Here is a 16,318-nt window from a genome sequence, read left to right as displayed (position 1 = left end):
CATGACGAGGCATGCCATCACCTCGGCGCTGCTGGCCGGACTGCTGCTGGCGGCCGGGTGCAGCGCGTCGTCCGAGGGCACCGAGGAGGGGGAGACGCAGGCCAGGGAGGCCTCCTGCGAGCTGGAGGGCTCCTCGCCCGGCCGGGTCACGGTGGCCGAGGACGACGACGCCTACACCGTGACCTGGGAGGGCTATCCGGTGCCGGCGCGGAGCGGCTTCGACTACTCCGTGGTGCTGGCCGACGACGAGCAGGCCCTGGTCCAGCTCGTCGTGAAGTACTTCGACGGCGAGGTGCGAGACCACAGCGTCTCCGTGCTCGGCCCGGAGTACGCGAGGACCACGGTCGAGACCGAGCCGGAGGTGGACGGCGACCGGCTGGTCGCGGTCTTCCCCAAGGCCGAGGGCACGCCCGCCGGCACGGACGTGACCCGGTGGAACGCCGCCGCGATGAGCAGCGACCTCCAGACCGCCGGGCACTGTCCGCCGGACGACGGCTTCCTGCCTCTCGGCGGGGGCGGCGCCGGGGAGGATCCGTCGCCGTGACCGCTCCCCGGCGACTGATCGCACTCGTGCTCGGCCTCCTCCTCGCCTCGACGCTCTCCGCCTGCGTGCGGCCGGACCGGGCGGTGGTGGCGCTGCTGCTGGCCGGCACCGGGGCCGACCGCTGGGAGGAGATCGACGAGCCGGTCTTCCGCGCCCGGGTGGCGGAGACCTGCCGGGGGTGCGACTACCTCTTCTACCAGGCCGACCAGGACGCCGCCCGCCAGGAGGAGCAGCTCGCCGAGGCGCTGGAGGCGGGGGCGGACGTCGTCGTCCTCAATGCGGTCGACTCCGAGTCCGGCGAGCGGATGGTGCTGGAGGCCGGCGACGTGGAGGTGGTGGCCTACGACCGCTACGTGGCCGGGGCGGACTGGTTCGTCTCGGTGGACCCGACCACGATCGGCACCCAGATGGCCGAAGCGGTGGTCGACGCCGTCGGTCGCCGGGCCGAGGTGGTGGTGATCAACGGCGGCGCCGGCGACTCCAACGCCGCGGCCCTCCGGCCGGCCCTGGGCAAGGTCTTCGACGCGGCCGGCATCCGCGTGGTCGACGAGCTCTCACCCGACACCTGGGACGCGGACGAGGCACAGGAATTCATCGAGTCCCAGGGCTCCCGGATGCGCCGGGTCGACGCGGTGGTGGCCGCCAACGACACCCAGGCGGGCGGGGTCGCCGCCGCGTTGGCGGACCTGGATCTCCCGGGTCCGGGGCCGTTCCTCACCGGCCAGGACGGCCAGCTGGACGCCGTGCGCCGCCTGGTCGCGGGGGAGCAGGGGGTCACGATCTACAAGCCGATCCCCGCCCTGGCCAGGCAGGCGGCCGACCTCTCGGTCAGCCTGCTCTCGGGCACGGAGGTGACCGGCACCGCGGACTACGAGGGCGTTGCCTCCTTCCTGCTCGAGCCGCAGCCGGTGACGAGCGCGACGATCAGCCGCACCGTGGTGCGCGACCAGGTCTTCACGCTCGACGAGATCTGCACGCCCGAGCTGGCCTCGGCCTGCGAGAGGCTGGCCCTGCGTTGAGCTGAGCGTGCTCAGGCGCGGTGCGCCTCACGCCCACCGTCGACGTGCTGGTCCTGGCGCTCGCCGTCGACTCCGTCCCGTGGCGGGATCGCTCCGGCAGGGGTGACCGACGCCGTCGGCGGGGTGCCGGTCGGTTCGAGCCGGCTGGGCCACCAGATGCGGGGGCCGAGGTCGAGGTTGATGGCGGTGACCAGGACGGACCGCACGATCATGGTGTCGAGGATGACCCCCAGCGCCACGGCGAACCCGAGCTCGGCGAGGAAGACCACCGGGATGGTGCCCAGCACCCCGAAGGTGGCGGCCAGCACCAGGCCCGCGGAGGTGATCACCCCTCCGGTGGAGGTGAGCGCGGCCAGTGAGCCGGCCCGGGTGCCGAGCGTCTGGGACTCCTCGCGCACCCGGGTCATCAGGAAGATGTTGTAGTCGATGCCCAGGGCGACCAGGAAGACGAAGGCGAAGAGCGGGAACGACGAGTCGGAGCCTGCGAACCCCAGCACGTACTCGAAGACGAGCGCCGAGATGCCCAGGGCGGCGCCGAAGGAGAGGACCACCGTCGCCACCAGGATCAGCGGCGAGACGAGCGCCCGCAGCAGCAGCACCAGGATCAGGAAGACGACCAGCAGGATGGTCGGGATGATCACCTGGTTGTCGCGGGCGGAGGCCTCCCTGGTGTCGAGGAGGAAGGCGGTCCCGCCGCCCACCAGGGCGTCCGCGCCCGGCACCGCATGGGTGGCGGTCCGGACCTCCTCCACCACGTCGAACGCCTCCGGCGAGGAGATGTCGTGGGTGACCACGCCCTCCACGAAGGCCACCCCGTCCTTGACCACCGGCTCGGAGGGCTCCCTCAGCCCCTCGATGCCGGTCATCGCCTGCCGCACCGCGGCTGCCTGGTCGGCGTCGGCGACCACCTGGACCGTGTTGGACCGGTCGACCAGGCCGTGCTCCTCGAGCACCTGCTGGCCGGTGATCGAGGAGAACTCCTCGGTGTAGGAGTCCTCGGTCGACAGGCCGCCGGAGTCGAGCCGGAACAGGCCGAGGCAGGCGATCCCCAGCAGGGCGGCGGTGACCACCCACACCTGCCGCGGCCGCGGCGCGATCCAGGACCCGACCCTGGCCCAGAAGCCCGTCCGCGTCGGCTCGGGGGAGCCGTAGGTGGGGCGCTTGGGCCAGAAGACCCAGCGCCCGCAGACCACCAGCAGGGCCGGGAGCAGCGTGATCTGGACCAGGAAGGTGACCGCGATGCCGATGGCCGCCACCGGGCCCAGCCCTGCGGTGGAGTTCATCTGGGCGAGCATCAGGCAGAGCATCCCGATGGTGACGGTGGCCGCGCTGGCCAGGATCGCCGGCGCGGCGCGGTGCAGCGCGAAGGCCATCGCCTCGTGCCGGTCCTCGTGGCGGCGCAGCTCCTCGCGGTAGCGCGCCACGATCAGCAGGGCGTAGTCGGTGCCGGCGCCGATCACCAGGATGGTGAGGATGGCATAGCTCTGCCCGTTGACCGTGAGGTCGGCGTAGCGAGCCAGGAAGTAGATGAGCGCCTGGGCGCCGAAGAGGGCCACCCCGGCGCAGATGATCGGCAGCACCCACAGCACCGGGCTGCGGTAGGTCAGCAGCAGGATCACGACCACGATGCCGAGCGTGGAGAAGAGCAGGGTGGTGTCGATGCCCCCGAACGCCTCGGCCGCGTCGGCCGCCTGGCCGCCCGGGCCCGCGACGTAGACGTCACCGCCGTCGAGGGTCGCGATCTCGCGCAGGTCGTCGGCGACGTCCGGCATCAGGTTCCATCCCTCCGCGCCGAGGTCGAAGGTGACGATCGTCTGCGCCACCTCGCCGTCCTCCGACGGGATCGGGCCGACCACCTCGCCCTCGACGTCGTCGAGCGCGGCGAACTCCTCGGCGTCGGCGGCGGCGGCGGCCAGGTCGGCCTCGGTCAGCCCCGAGGACTTGTCGTAGACCACCACGGTGGGGATGGCGTCCGGGTCCTGGAACGCCTCCAGCTTGCTCAGGGCGCGGGTGGCCTCGGCGCTCTCAGGGAGCCAGGAGCTCGCCTCGTTGTTCTGCTCGTCGACCAGCTTGGCGGCGAAGACGGAGGAGCCCATGGTGATGCCGAGCCACAGGGCCAGCACGACCCACTTGGCGACGGGGCCGGTGAGCCGGCCGGCGATCTGACGGTTCATCCGTCCAGTGCAGCACCGCAGGCCCCCAGGCGCATCGGGGTTTTCCCCTAGGGCGCTCCGGGCTACCTCATCTGAGGCAGTGCGCCCGCCTGCCCGCGCGCCGTCCGCCAGGCGTCGAACGCCTCCGCGGTGGTGCGCGACGGCACGTACCCGAGCACCGTCTTGAGCCTGGTGTTGTCCAGGACCGGGCGGTGGGCCAGGAAGACGGTCTGCTCCGGACCGTACGCGGTGAGGCCGAGCCGCTTGCCCACCGCCAGGACGGCGCGCAGCAACGGCTCGGGGATCGCCAGGGTGCTCTTGCCCAGCGCGGCCGCGATCTCGTCGATGGTCATCGCCCCGTCGCCGGCCACGTTGAAGACGCCGGTCACCTCACCGGTCGCGGCCCGCTCGATCGCGCCGACCACGTCGGTGTCCCAGATGAAGACGAACGGGGAGGCGCTGCCCCGGATCTTCAGCAGCCGCTTCTTCTCGAAGAGGGCGGTGATCTGGTTGTCGACCCGCTCGCCGAGGATCGTGCCGATCCGCAGCACCACCTGCTCCAGCTGCGGGTCGCTGACCCGCAGCCCGGCGAGCATCTCCTCCACCAGCCGCTTGTGGTGGCTGTAGGCGAACTCCTCGTTGCCGCGCACCGGGTCGTCCTCGGTGAGCCAGCCGCCGTGGGCGGCGCCGTTGTCGGGGTGGTAGCCGTAGGCGGCCCCGGAGGAGGAGACGACGACCCGGCGGACGCCGTGGGCCAGGCAGGCCTCCAGCACGTGCCGGGTGCCGGTGACGTCGACGGCGTGCTCGAGCTCGCGGGAGCTGTCCTTGCCGGGAGTGACGATCGAGGCCAGGTGGACGACCACCTCGACGTCGCGGCCGGCGAAGGCGGCCTCGACGGCGCTCGGGTCGGTGACGTCCATGACCAGGTGCTCCACGCCCCCAGCGGGCTCCGGCGGCGTGCGCAGGTCGGCGCTGAGGACCCGGTGGCCGGCCTCGGCGAGCCCGCGCACCACCGAGGTGCCGAGGAAGCCGCTGCCCCCGGTGACCAGGATCGTGGTCATACCGCTGCCTCCTGGTTCCGCGGTGCCGTCGACCTGGACCGCCACCACTGGGCGACGGCCAGCCCGGCGATGATGTCCCAGATGCCCCACCAGGCGGCGACGAGCGCCATGCCGCCCAGCCCGTCGAAGTAGGAGAAGACCAGCAGCAGGCCGAGTCCGGCGTTGCGGATGCCGACCTCGAAGGTCATCGCCCGGGTGCTGGGGTCGGGGAGCCGGGTGGCCTTGGCGATGCCGTAGCCGAGCAGCAGGGCGAGCGCGTCGTGCAGGAAGACCGCGATCACCACCACGCCGATGTAGTCGACGAAGATCGACCAGTTGTTGGCGACGCCGACCACGATCACCGCGCCCAGGCCCAGGAAGGCGAGCGGCCCCACGACCTTGCCCGCCTTCGCGGCGACGACCGGCCAGAACCGGGCGATCGTGAGGCCCGCGACGAACGGCAGGCCGATCACCAGCGCGATCTCGGAGAGCATGTCCCACGCGGAGAGCTCGATCTCCTCCAGCACCGCCTTGCCGGTGGGGTGCAGGGCGCCCCAGAACGCGACGTTGAGCGGCATCGCGAAGATCGCCAGCACGTTGCCCACCGCGGTCATCGAGACCGAGAGCGCCACGTCGCCGCGGGCCCGGTGGGTCAGGATGTTGGAGACGTTGCCGGGTGGGCAGCAGGCCACCAGGATCATCCCGAGCGCGACGGACCCGCGGACGTCGAGCAGCAGGGTGAGCCCGAAGGTCAGCGCCGGCAGCAGCAGGAACTGCGCCACCACGCCGATGGCGATCGTGCCCGGGCGCCGGGCCGCGAGCTTGAAGTCCTCCAGCGTGGTGTCCAGGGCGATGCCGAACAGGATCGCCCCGATGACGATCTTGAGGGTGGTCAGCGAGCCTTCCTCGAAGGCGATCCTGATGCTGTCCACGTCCGCGACGAGCGGGGTGAGCTGGGCGATCACGAGGCTTGCTCCTTCTGCTGGAGGGTGGCGAGGGCCTCGCGGACCGCGGACCGGTAGGCGTCCTTGTTGACGTAGTAGCTCATCCGCTCCAGCCCGAGGTACTTGTAGCCGCCGGTGAGGTCGGGCGCCGGGCCGTGGACCTGCTCGCGCTCGAAGCGGGTCGCGCGCACCGGGTCGTCGCGCCGGGCGGCCAGGTAGGCGGCGACCAGGTCGGCCTGCTCGTAGCGGCCCTGCCAGCCCAGCCCGGATGCCTCGACCATCCCGAGGACGAACAGGCCGGGGGCGTTCCTGGCGAAGATGTTGAGGTGCAGGTCCGGGGAGGTGCCGCTGCCCGGGCCGGCCCAGTCGAGGAGCGCCGGGTCCAGGAAGGGGTAGTGCAGCCGGTAGCCGGTGGCCAGGACCACCAGGTCGTAGGCCGCGCGCTCGCCGTCCACGAACCGCACGCCGTCCCCGTCGAAGCAGTCCACGTCGCGGCGCACCGTGATGTCGCCGTGACCGAGGTGGTGCAGGACCAGCGAGTTCACCACCGGGTGGGACTCGTAGATCTTGTAGTCCGGCTCGGGCAGGCCGAACCGCGCCGGGTCGCCGGTGAACGCCTTGAGCACCCGGGTGTCGATCGCCTGCTTGATCCGCGGGGGGAGGGGCTTGCCCTGGTTGAGGGTGTCGGAGGGACGGCCGAAGAGGTACTTGGGGACGAAGTAGTAGCCGCGGCGCACGCTGAGGTCGACCGACGCGGCGTGGTGCACGGCGTCCACGGCGATGTCGCAGCCGGAGTTTCCGGCCCCGATCACCAGCACCCGCTTGCCGGCGAAGACCTGCGCCCGCTTGTAGGCGCTGGTGTGCAGCACCTCGCCGTCGAAGCTGCCGCGGAAGCTGGGCACGGCCGGCTCGCTGAGGGTGCCGTTGGCCACCAGGACGCCGGCGTGGCGCTCGGTCCGGGTGCCGTCGGGGCCGGTGACGGTCACCAGCCAGGCCTCGCCGTCCGGCTCCACCCGGGTCACCGTGGTCCGGAACCGGAAGCCCTCGCGGAGCCCGAAGCGGTCGGCGAAGGCGTTGAAGTAGGCCAGCAGCTCGCGGTGCCCGGGATAGTCGGCGACCGCGTCGTCCATCGGGAACTCGGCGAACTGCGTGGTGGTCTTCGACGAGATCAGGTGGGCCGACTCGTAGACGGTGCTGTGCTCGGCGTCGATGTCCCACAGGCCGCCGACGCCGTCGGCGCGCTCGTAGCCGGTCCACGCCAGCCCTCGGCGCTGGAGGGAGCGGGCGGCGGCCAGTCCGCTGGGGCCGGCGCCGATCACCGCGTAGGTCGGTGCCTGCGCCCGTTCCTGCTTCACGTGCTGTGTCTCCGTTCTCGTTCCCGCTGGACGTGGAACGCCGGACCGCAGTAAATCACTCGATCTACTACGGTCCGGCGCCCGGGTGGTGCTGCCGACTAGCTGTAGAGCCGGTCGACCAGGTCGGAGTACTTGCGGTTGACCACGCGGCGCTTCAGCTTGAGCGTGGGGGTGAGCTCCTCGGACTCCGCGGTCCACTCGGTGCCGAGCAGCTCGAACGCCTTGACCTGCTCGGGCCGCGAGAGCCGCTCGTTGGCCTTGTCGACCGCAGCCTGTGCCATCGCCCGGATCTCCGGGCGGGAGGCGAGGTCGGCCAGGTCGGTGAACTCCAGGCCCAGCTGCTGGGCCACCACCGGGGCGACCTCGCCGTCCAGCGTCAGCACCGCCACGACGTAGGGGCGGCCGTCGCCGATCGCCATGGCGTGGCCGATGATCGGCGACTCCTTGAGGTAGTTCTCGATGTTGGAGGGCGCGATGTTCTTGCCCTGCGAGGTGATGATCAGCTCCTTCTTGCGGTCCACGATCGAGACGAAGCCGTCCTCGTCGATGGTGCCGATGTCCCCGGTGTGCAGCCAGCCCTCGGCGTCGATCAGGGCCCGGGTGGCGTCCTCCTGCTTGTGGTAGCCCGGCGTGTTGACCGGCCCGCGCACCAGCACCTCGCCGTCCTCGCCCAGCGTGACCTCCATGCCCGGGGTCGCCCGGCCGACGGTGCCCATCCGGAAGCCGCCCGGCCCGTTGGCGGTGACCGCGCCGCAGGTCTCCGTCATCCCGTACACGTCGTAGACCTTCAGGCCCAGGCCCGCCATGAAGCGGGTGGTCTCCAGCGGCATCGGGGCCGACGCGGAGCCGGCCCAGCGCACCTGGTCGAGGCCCAGGAGCAGCTTGAGGAAGCCCAGGATGGCCTCGTCGGCCTTGCGGTAGGCCTCCTCGACCTCGGGCGTCATCGTGCCCCCGACCTCCTGCGCCTCGACCCAGGCGAGACCGGCGGCCATCGACTCCTGGACCATCCGGACGTTGTCGGGGTTCGGGTCGGCCGCGAGCTTGGCCGCGATGCCGGTCTGGATCTTCTCCCAGACCCGCGGGACGCCGAAGAACGCGGTGGGGTGGACCTCGCCGAGGGTGGCGAGCAGCATCGACGGGTCGGCGATGCAGTACTGGTGGCTGCCCTGCATCTGGGGTCCGTAGACGCCGAGGATCCGCTCGGCGATGTGGGCCAGCGGGAGGTAGCTGATCTGGGTCTGCCGGTCGTCGACCAGGCCGGCCGCCTCCAGGGTGCTGACGGCCTCGAAGGCGACGTTGTGGTGGGTGAGCACCACGCCCTTGGGGTTGCCGGTGGTGCCCGAGGTGTAGAGGATCGTCGCCGGGCTGTCGGGGGTCAGCGCGCGGTGCCGCTCCTCGAGCTCGCCCGGGCGCTCCGCGCGCCTGGCCCGCCCGGACTCGACGAGCTCGTCCCAGGTGGAGAAGCGGTCGCCGCCGGGGGAGCCGGCGTCGATCAGCACGACCCGGATCTCGCCGTCGGCGTCCAGGGCCGACTTCCAGCGGGCGAGGTGGTCCTCGTGCTCCAGGATCGCGACCTTGGTGCCGGAGTGCTCGGCGACGTAGGCGACCTGCTCGGGGGAGAGGGTCTGGTAGATCGACATCGGGACCGCGGCGGCGTGCACCGCGCCCATGTCGGCGACCACGTGCTCGATCCGGTTGCTGGACATCACCGCGACGGGGTCGCCCGGCGCGACGCCCATCGCCGCCAGGCCCGCGGCGACGTCGAGGGCGAGCTCCCGGGTCTCGCGCCAGGAGAGGGTCCGCCACCCCTCCTCGACGCGGTGGCGGTCGGAGTACGCCGGCTCGTCGCCGTGCCTGTCGACGGTGTCGGCCAGCGCGTCGATCAGCGTCCGGCCCTCCACCTGCTGCTGGATCCGGTCGCGCTCGGCAAGGACGTCGGTCATTCAGATGCTCCCTCGGGTTGAGTGTGACGCGAGTCTCACCTACCGGGGGTATGTCCGCAAGCGGTTCGGCGCAGCGTCCGAACGTTTGTGGGCGCTGCGCGCAAGGTACGGGGGGCGCATGAGCCAGACACCGAACGAGCAGACCCCAGCCCCGGCCGACCACGACGACGTGGACCGGCGAGCCGAGCTGCTGCCCGAGGAGCGGGCGGCCGGCAGCGAGGACCCGGCCGGGCAGGCGCGGGTGATCCTCGAGGAGTCCGCGGGTCGCACCGAGGACCCCTCCCGCAGCCGCGCCGAGTCCAGCCAGACGCTGGGAACCGACGACCACGACGACGCGGGGGAGTAGCCGCGTCGTCGGGCCCGGGCCGGGTCAGATGCCGAGGCTGCGCCCGATGATCTCCTTCTGGATCTCGGTGGTGCCGCCGTAGATGGTGGAGATCCGGCTGTCGATGAACGCCCGGGCGATCGGGTACTCCATCATGTAGCCGTAGCCGCCGTGCAGCTGGACGCCCTGGGTGACCAGCTTGTTCTGCAGCTCGGTGGCCCACCACTTGATCATCGCGGCGTCGACGGCGGTCAGCTCCTTGGCCAGGTGCTTGCGCATGCAGTCGTCGAGGAACGCCCGGGCCACCCGGGCCTCGGTGGCCATCTCGGCCAGGAGGAACCGGGTGTGCTGGAACTTGCCGATCGGGCGGCCGAAGGCCTCCCGCTCCTTGGCGTAGGACAGGCACAGCTCCACGACGTGCTCGGCGGCGGCCACCGCCTGGGCGCCGATGATCAGCCGCTCCTGCGGCAGGTTCATCATCAGGTAGATGAACCCCTGGCCGGCCTCGCCGAGCAGGTTCTCCTTGGGCACCCGGACGTCGGTGAACGACAGCTCGGCGGTGTCCTGGGCGTGCATGCCGATCTTGTCCAGGTTGCGGCCGCGCTCGAAGCCCTCCATGCCGCGTTCGACCACCAGCAGGCTGATGCCCTGGTGGCCGGCCTCGGGGTCGGTGCGCGCCACCACGATGACCAGGTCGGCGTTGATGCCGTTGGAGATGAAGGTCTTCGACCCGTTGAGCACGTAGTGGTCACCGGCGTCGACCGCCGTGGTCCTGATGCCCTGCAGGTCCGAGCCGGCGCCCGGCTCGGTCATCGCGATCGCGGTGATGATCTCGCCGGAGACGCAGCCGGGCAGCCAGCGCCGCTTCTGCTCCTCGTCGGCCAGGCTGACCAGGTAGGGGACGATGATGTCGGTGTGCACCGAGAAGCCGGGGCCGCTCGCGCCGACCCGGGTCGCCTCCTCGGAGACGATGACGTTGAACCGGAAGTCGTCGATCCCGGGGCCGCCGTACTCCTCGGCGACGTCGAAGCAGAGCAGGCCGGCCTGGCCGGCCTTGGCCCAGAGCTCGCGCGGCACGATGCCGTCGGCGTCCCACTGCTTGTGGTGCGGCACGACCTCCTTCTCCAAGAAGGTGCGCACGGTCGCGCGGAAGTCCTCGTGCTCGGCCTCGAAGACGGTGCTGGTGCTCATCAGGAGACCATCTCCTTGACCTGGGCCATCGTGGCCGTCGGGTCGGCGCCGACCGGGGTGATGTTGAGGTGGGTGACCCCGGCCTCCTCGAAGGCGGCGATCCGCTCCTTGACGTAGGAGGCCGGTCCGACCAGGTTGGCGGCCTCCAGCCAGTCGAGCGGGATCCGCGCCTCGGCCTCCTTCTTCTTGCCCGAGAGGTAGAGGTCCTGGATCTCCTCGGCCTCCTGCTCGTAGCCGTAGGCCTTGGCCACGTCGTTGTAGAAGTTCTTGCCCTTCGCGCCCATGCCCCCGACGTAGAGGGCGAACATCGGCCGCACGAAGTCGAGCAGCGCCTTGGTCTCCGGGCCCTCGCCGATGGCGACCATGCCCCCGGCGGTGATCTGGAGCGGGTCGAGGCCGGGCAGCCGCTTGGCCTTGCCGGCCTCCAGGGCGTCGCCCCAGACGAGGTGGGCCTTCTCGGGGTGGAAGAGGTGCGGGATCCAGCCGTCGGCGATCTCGGCGGTCTGCGCGACGCTCTTCTCGCCGAGCGCCGCGATCCAGATCGGGATCGAGGCCCGCTCGGGACGGGTCAGCAGCTTGAGCGCCTTGCCGAGCCCCGTGACCGCGCCGTGCTCCTTGTCCAGCGGCAGGTGGAAGAGGCCCTCGGAGGTGAGCGGCTGGCGCTCGAGGCCCCGCCGGACGAGGTCGATCACCTCGGCGGTCCGGGCCAGCGGCTTGCTGTAGGGCACGCCGTGGAAGCCCTCGATCACCTGGGGGCCAGAGGCGCCCAGGCCCAGGATCGCCCGGCCGCCGGAGACGTTGTCCAGGCCGGCGGCGGTCTGCAGCAGCGCGCCGGGAGTGCGGGAGTAGATGTTGAGGATGGCCGAGCCGATCTGCACGGTCTCGGTCTTGGCGGCGAGGTAGCCCATCAGGGTGGGCGAGTCGAAGCCGTAGGCCTCGGCCACCCAGACGACGTCGAGGCCCGCCTTCTCCCACCCCACCACCGTGTCGGCGGTGTCGCGCGGGTTGCCGTCGTACATCAGCTGCGTGGCGAGCTTCATCGGGTTCCTACTCCTCTGCGGACGAGACTGTGACAGCAACACTGTCACAGTTTGTCGCGGCCGGTGAAGACCCGCGCCCGAAATCTGTGAGCCTTGCGGTGCTCAGTCGCGCCCGTGCCAGGACTCCCAGAGGGCGGCGTAGGACCCGCCCGCGGCGACCAGCTCGTCGTGGGAGCCGAACTCGGTGATCACGCCGTCCTCCACCACCGCGACCCGGTCGGCGTCGTGGGCGCTGAAGAGCCGGTGCGCGATCGCCACCACGGTGCGCCCGTGCAGCACCGCGGCCAGCGAGCGCTCCAGGTGGCGGGCCGCGCGCGGGTCGATCAGCGACGTCGCCTCGTCCAGCACCAGGGTGTGCGGGTCGGCCAGCACCAGCCTGGCCAGCGCGACCTGCTGGGCCTGCGGCGCGCTGAGCGCCAGGCCGCCGGAGCCCACCTCGGTGTCGAGCCCGTCGGGCAGCGCCTCGACCCAGTCGAGGGCGTCCACCGCGTCGAGGGCGGCGCGCACGTCGTCGTCGGTGGCGGTGCGCCCCTCGGGCACCGCCAGCGCCAGGTTGTCGCGCAGCGAGCCGACGAAGACGTGGTGCTCCTGGGTCACCAGCGCCACGTGGCCGCGCAGGTCGGCCAGCGGGAGCTCGGTCAGCCCGACCCCGCCGACGGTCACCGAGCCGGTGCGCGGCGGGTGGATGCCGGCCAGCAGCCGGCCCAGCGTGGACTTCCCGGCCCCCGACGGCCCGACCATCGCGATCCGCTCGCCCACGCCGATGTCCATCGAGACACCGTGCAGCACGTCGCGGCCCTCGACGTAGGCGAACCGGACGTCCTCGGCCCGCAGCCGCTCGTCCACCGGTCGGGCGTCGGTCGCCTCGCGGTCGTCGGGGACCTGGGCGACGCCGAGGAGCCGGGCCAGGGAGGCGGCGCCCATCTGGAGCTCGTCGAGGATCGCCACGATCCGGTCCACCGGGTCGATGAGCATCTGCACGTAGAGGGTGGCTGCGGTGACCTCGCCCAGGCTGACGCTGCCCCGGGTGTAGAGCCAGCCGCCGAAGAGCAGCGTCGCGACGGTGGGCAGCAGGTAGGAGATCTCCATGCTGGGGAAGAAGCGGGTGCGCAGCGAGAGGGTGTAGCGCTCGGCGTCGAAGGAGTCCTTGCAGTCCGCGTCGATCCGGGCGACCCGCTCCTCGGCCAGGCCCAGGGCCTCGACGGTCCGGGCGCCCTCGACGGTCTCGGTGAGGGTGGAGTTGATCTGGGAGTACGTCGCGGACTCGCGCAGGTAGCCGTCCTTGGCCCGGGCCAGGTACCACCGCAGCCCGATCACCAGGGGTGGCAGCGCCAGCAGGCAGGGGAGCGCCACCCACCACCCGACGCTGATCGCCGCGGCCAGGGTGAGCACCGCGGTCACGGCCGCGATCGTCCACTCCGGCAGCGCCCAGCGCACCGACCAGCCGAGCTGCTCGACGTCGCGGCTGGTCCGGGTCATCAGGTCGCCCGAGCCCGCCGACTCCACGGTGCCGATCGGCAGCGCCAGGGCGTTGTCGACGAAGTCCTCACGCAGCTCGGCCAGCACCTGCTCGCCGAGGATCTGGCTCACCAGGCGGGCGTAGCGGGTCATCACCGTCTGCACGAGCAGGAAGCCGGCGAGCAGCAGGATGATCCGGTCGACGTGACCCACGGTGGTCCCGTTCTCGACCGCCTCCACCAGGTCGCCGAGGAGCCGGGGAGCGGCCAGCGCCGCGACCGCGGCGAGCACGTGCAGGGTCAGCGCCCCGACCAGGAGCCGGGGATGGCGGCGCAGGACCGAGACGGCATAGCGCCCGACCTCGCCGCTCTGCGCCACCGGCAGGGTGGTGCCCGCGCTCATCGGGTGGGCTCCGTCTCGGACTCGCGGGTGACCACGGCCCGGTAGTCCGGGCACGAGTCGAGCAGCTCGGCGTGCGTGCCGGTGGCCACCACGCGGCCGTCGGCCAGCAGCACCACCTCGTCGGCGGCGTCCAGCATCAGCGGGCTGGTGGTGGTGACCACGGTGGTCCGCCCGGCGCGGTGCCTGCGCAGTCGCGCCGCGATCCGCGCCTCGGTGTGGGCGTCGACCGCCGAGGTGGGCTCGACCAGGACCAGGACCTCCGGGTCGCCGGTCAGCGCCCGGGCCAGCACCAGCCGCTGGCGCTGCCCGCCGGAGAAGCTGCGCCCGCGCTCGGCGACCACCGTGTCCAGCCCGTCGGGCAGCGCTTCGAGCACGTCCTCGGCGCTGGCCGTGGCCAGGGCGGCGCGCACGGCCTGCTCCCCGCCCTGCCCACTGACGTCGAGCCGGTCGGCCAGCCGGCCGGAGAAGAGGGTCGCCCCGGTGTCGGAGACCACGATCCGCTCCCGGACCTCCCGGCGGCTCAGGGCGGGCAGCGGCACCCCGCCGAGCGTGACGTCGTGGTCGAGCTCCGCGGCCGCCATCCCCAGCCGGTCGGCCAGGAGCGCCGACTCGTCGGGGCGCTCGGAGACGACCGCGAGCAGCCGGCCGGGGCGGACCCGCAGGCCGCTGCGGGCGTCGTACAGCTCCGAGCCCGGGGGCGGGGAGGGGGCGGGGGTCTGCGGGTCGGTGTGCTCCGGTGTCAGGGCCAGCACGGTGCAGACCCGTCGGGCGGAGACGCGGGCCCGGATGAACTTGTTGGCGTACTCGGTGACCGTGCGCAGCGGGATCATCAGGAACGCCGCGTAGCCGTAGAAGGCGACGAGCTCGCCGACGGTGATGTCACCGGCGACCGCGGAGCGGGCACCCAGCCAGACCACCAGCACCACGAAGAACCCGGGCAGGAAGACCTGCAGCGCATCGAGGACCGACTGGACCCGGGCCACCTGGACGCCGGCCTGCCGGGTCTCCTGCGACTGCCGCCGGTAGCGGGACAGGAAGACCTGCTCGCCGCCGATCCCGCGCAGCACCCGCAGCCCGCTGACGATGTCGGTGGCGGTGTTGGACAGCTCGCCCATCAGGTGACGCTGGTGGGCGCTGCGGCGCTGCAGGGGGCTCAGCAGCGGACCGACCAGCAGCATCAGCAGCGGGACGCCGATCAGCACCACCAGGCCCAGCGTCACCGAGGTGCTGAGCAGGATCGCGGAGACCAGGGCGAAGGAGACGATCGCCCCGGCGAAGCGGGCGGTCACGTCCATCACCTGGCCCAGGTGGGAGATGTCGCTCGTGCCGATCGCGATCACCTCGCCGGCCGAGACCTTGCGGGGCAGGGTGCCGCCCAGGTGCACCGTGTGCCGGCCCACCAGCTGCACCGTGCGGTAGGCGGCGATCAGCCAGTTGGTCACCGCGAAACGGTGCCGCATGATCCCGCTGAAGGCCTGGACGAGGCCGATCGCGAGCATCACCCCGGCCCAGAGGAGCAGCTGGTCGCCGTCGCGGGCGGCGACACCGCGGTCGATGGCCCGGCCCAGCACCGCGGGCATCACGGCCTGCGCGCCCATCCAGACGATGCCGAAGGCCATCCCCCCGGCCAGCGTCTGCCACTGGCCCTTGGCCATCCACCAGAGGAAGCGTCCCGGGGACCGGTGGTCGGCGGTTCCCGGGTCGGTCAGAGGCAGTTGGCGCACTCGCTCGATTCTACGGAGTGGCGGCCGCCGGGACGAATCATTTGCGCCCCGCCCCGGGCGGCCCCGGCCGCCCGGCCGCCCGGGCCGCCCGGGCCACCCGTGCGTCCGGAACTGGCGAGATGATGCGCCGTCCGGCCCGCTCGTCGTCACCAACCCACCACTTCCCGGACGACTCCACACGCACGGGACGGCCACGAGGCACGACGTCGGCTCGACCACCAGGCTGATCGCCGTGGCGGAGACCAAGCGGACCACGAGCGGGACCCGAGCCGGCGCCGGCTGGACGGCGGTGACCCGAGGCGTGCACCGGCGGGTGGAGACGCCGGACCCGTTCCTGGCCGACCTGCGGGCCTGGAGCCTGGTGCTCCCGCCGGCGGCGCGCTTCACCCACCTCACCGCCGCGGTGCTCCACGGGCTCTGGCTGCCACCCCTGCCCGCCGGGATCCCGGTCTTCGTGGCGATGCCGCCGGAGGGGAGCCGGCCGGTGCGGCCGGGGCTCGCCGTGCAGCGCCCGAGCCGGCTCGAGGAGCCCGTGTTCATCGCGGGAGTGCCGGTGGATCCGCCAGGGCCCACCCTGCTGAGCCTCGGTCGCCACCTGTTCGACCTGGACCTCACCGTGCTGGTCGACTCCGCGCTCCACCTCGCCATCACCGATCGTGCCGGGCTGGAGGAGTGCGCACGCGTGCGCTGCCGCGGCGCACCGCGGCTGCGCCGGGTGCTCGTACTGGCCGACGGCCGGTCGGAGTCCGCGTGGGAGACGGTGCTGCGACGGCTCCACCAGGTCTGTGGCGTCGAGGTGGAGCCGCAGGCCGACGTCCGTGACGACGACGGGCTCTTCGTGGCGCGCGGCGATCTCCGGCTGGCCGGCACCCGGGTGCTCCACGAGTACGACGGCGGCCACCACCTCGAGGTGTCCCGGCAGCGGGCCGACCTGCGGCGGGCCAGGGCGCTGGTGCGTGCCGGCTGGATCCGGAGGGGCTACACCGCGGACGACCTGGTGCACCGGGCGGTCGGCGTCCTGCGCGACGCGGACGACAGCCTCGGTCGCGCCCACGACCCGAGGCGCATCGACGCCTGGTACCACCTGCTGCGCCACTCCTGCTTCACCCCGGCGGGGCGGTCGGCGTTCGCCGCGCGGCTGGGCCTCGGGCCGGGGCGGGTCCGCTGAGCAGAAGTGGTG

Annotated in this window: 13 protein-coding genes; 4 read left to right on the top strand and 9 right to left on the bottom strand. The window is 72.4% G+C overall.

Going from position 1 to position 16,318, the window contains the following annotated elements:
• Position 1: 1 nt before the first annotated feature.
• Both AC4BG9_RS01755 and AC4BG9_RS01750 read left to right on the top strand, forming a co-directional pair.
• A complete protein-coding gene (locus AC4BG9_RS01755; RefSeq protein ID WP_490569364.1) occupies positions 2 to 544 on the top strand; it encodes a hypothetical protein in 543 nt (180 codons plus the stop codon).
• Positions 541 to 1,563: a substrate-binding domain-containing protein gene (locus tag AC4BG9_RS01750; protein ID WP_490569363.1), complete on the top strand. Its 1,023-nt coding sequence runs from the start codon at positions 541 to 543 to the stop codon at positions 1,561 to 1,563. The genes AC4BG9_RS01755 and AC4BG9_RS01750 overlap by 4 nt, the downstream gene beginning before the upstream one ends.
• Positions 1,564 to 1,574: 11 nt before the next feature.
• Here the strand turns inward: AC4BG9_RS01750 and AC4BG9_RS01745 are convergent, their stop codons facing one another.
• The 5 genes from AC4BG9_RS01745 to AC4BG9_RS01725 all read right to left on the bottom strand — a co-directional run bounded on the left by AC4BG9_RS01745 (position 1,575) and on the right by AC4BG9_RS01725 (position 8,998).
• A complete protein-coding gene (locus AC4BG9_RS01745) occupies positions 1,575 to 3,737 on the bottom strand; it encodes an MMPL family transporter (protein WP_490569362.1) in 2,163 nt (720 codons plus the stop codon).
• Positions 3,738 to 3,799: 62 nt separating this feature from the next.
• The gene (locus AC4BG9_RS01740) at positions 3,800 to 4,777 is read right to left on the bottom strand and encodes an SDR family oxidoreductase (protein WP_490569361.1); all 978 of its coding nucleotides are present in this window, start codon (positions 4,775 to 4,777) and stop codon (positions 3,800 to 3,802) included.
• On the bottom strand, positions 4,774 to 5,721 hold the full coding sequence (locus AC4BG9_RS01735) for a bile acid:sodium symporter family protein (protein ID WP_490569360.1): 948 nt from the start codon (positions 5,719 to 5,721) through the stop codon (positions 4,774 to 4,776). Before AC4BG9_RS01735 ends, AC4BG9_RS01740 begins: the two co-directional genes overlap by 4 nt.
• Entirely contained in the window at positions 5,718 to 7,055 is a 1,338-nt protein-coding gene (locus AC4BG9_RS01730; RefSeq protein ID WP_490569359.1) for a flavin-containing monooxygenase, read from the bottom strand. The genes AC4BG9_RS01735 and AC4BG9_RS01730 overlap by 4 nt, the downstream gene beginning before the upstream one ends.
• A 98-nt stretch (positions 7,056 to 7,153) precedes the next feature.
• The gene (locus AC4BG9_RS01725; RefSeq protein WP_490569358.1) at positions 7,154 to 8,998 is read right to left on the bottom strand and encodes an AMP-dependent synthetase/ligase; all 1,845 of its coding nucleotides are present in this window, start codon (positions 8,996 to 8,998) and stop codon (positions 7,154 to 7,156) included.
• A 118-nt stretch (positions 8,999 to 9,116) separates the two neighbouring features.
• Between AC4BG9_RS01725 and AC4BG9_RS01720 the strand changes: the two genes are divergently transcribed.
• A complete protein-coding gene (locus AC4BG9_RS01720; protein ID WP_490569357.1) occupies positions 9,117 to 9,344 on the top strand; it encodes a hypothetical protein in 228 nt (75 codons plus the stop codon).
• 24 nt (positions 9,345 to 9,368) lie between these two features.
• Here the strand turns inward: AC4BG9_RS01720 and AC4BG9_RS01715 are convergent, their stop codons facing one another.
• From AC4BG9_RS01715 to AC4BG9_RS01700, 4 genes are all read right to left on the bottom strand, one after another.
• The gene (locus AC4BG9_RS01715; protein ID WP_490569356.1) at positions 9,369 to 10,514 is read right to left on the bottom strand and encodes an acyl-CoA dehydrogenase family protein; all 1,146 of its coding nucleotides are present in this window, start codon (positions 10,512 to 10,514) and stop codon (positions 9,369 to 9,371) included.
• Positions 10,514 to 11,554, bottom strand: a complete 1,041-nt coding sequence (locus AC4BG9_RS01710) for an LLM class F420-dependent oxidoreductase (protein ID WP_490569355.1) — start codon at positions 11,552 to 11,554, stop codon at positions 10,514 to 10,516. Before AC4BG9_RS01710 ends, AC4BG9_RS01715 begins: the two co-directional genes overlap by 1 nt.
• A gap of 102 nt (positions 11,555 to 11,656) precedes the next feature.
• The gene (locus AC4BG9_RS01705) at positions 11,657 to 13,414 is read right to left on the bottom strand and encodes an ABC transporter ATP-binding protein (RefSeq protein ID WP_490569354.1); all 1,758 of its coding nucleotides are present in this window, start codon (positions 13,412 to 13,414) and stop codon (positions 11,657 to 11,659) included.
• On the bottom strand, positions 13,411 to 15,138 hold the full coding sequence (locus AC4BG9_RS01700; RefSeq protein ID WP_490569353.1) for an ABC transporter ATP-binding protein: 1,728 nt from the start codon (positions 15,136 to 15,138) through the stop codon (positions 13,411 to 13,413). The genes AC4BG9_RS01705 and AC4BG9_RS01700 overlap by 4 nt, the downstream gene beginning before the upstream one ends.
• 232 nt (positions 15,139 to 15,370) lie before the next feature.
• On the opposite strand from AC4BG9_RS01700, the gene AC4BG9_RS01695 reads away from it, so the two are divergent.
• Positions 15,371 to 16,306, top strand: a complete 936-nt coding sequence (locus tag AC4BG9_RS01695) for a hypothetical protein (RefSeq protein ID WP_490569352.1) — start codon at positions 15,371 to 15,373, stop codon at positions 16,304 to 16,306.
• Positions 16,307 to 16,318 lie beyond the last annotated feature (12 nt).

The sequence above is a fragment of the Nocardioides sp. Z40_12 genome, assembly GCF_058215795.1.
Note: the sequence above shows the minus strand (reverse complement) of the source record. Positions and strands in the feature narration are given on the sequence as shown.

Bases quoted from the DNA above. Each gene is read 5' to 3' on its own strand.
- AC4BG9_RS01755 (WP_490569364.1), top strand. From the start codon at position 2: ATGACGAGGCATGCCATCACCTCGGCGCTGCTGGCCGGACTGCTGCTG.
- AC4BG9_RS01745 (WP_490569362.1), bottom strand. From the start codon at position 3,737: ATGAACCGTCAGATCGCCGGCCGGCTCACCGGCCCCGTCGCCAAGTGG.
- AC4BG9_RS01710 (WP_490569355.1), bottom strand. From the start codon at position 11,554: ATGAAGCTCGCCACGCAGCTGATGTACGACGGCAACCCGCGCGACACC.
- AC4BG9_RS01705 (WP_490569354.1), bottom strand. From the start codon at position 13,414: ATGAGCGCGGGCACCACCCTGCCGGTGGCGCAGAGCGGCGAGGTCGGG.
- AC4BG9_RS01720 (WP_490569357.1), top strand. From the start codon at position 9,117: ATGAGCCAGACACCGAACGAGCAGACCCCAGCCCCGGCCGACCACGAC.
- AC4BG9_RS01740 (WP_490569361.1), bottom strand. From the start codon at position 4,777: ATGACCACGATCCTGGTCACCGGGGGCAGCGGCTTCCTCGGCACCTCG.
- AC4BG9_RS01725 (WP_490569358.1), bottom strand. From the start codon at position 8,998: ATGACCGACGTCCTTGCCGAGCGCGACCGGATCCAGCAGCAGGTGGAG.
- AC4BG9_RS01715 (WP_490569356.1), bottom strand. From the start codon at position 10,514: ATGAGCACCAGCACCGTCTTCGAGGCCGAGCACGAGGACTTCCGCGCG.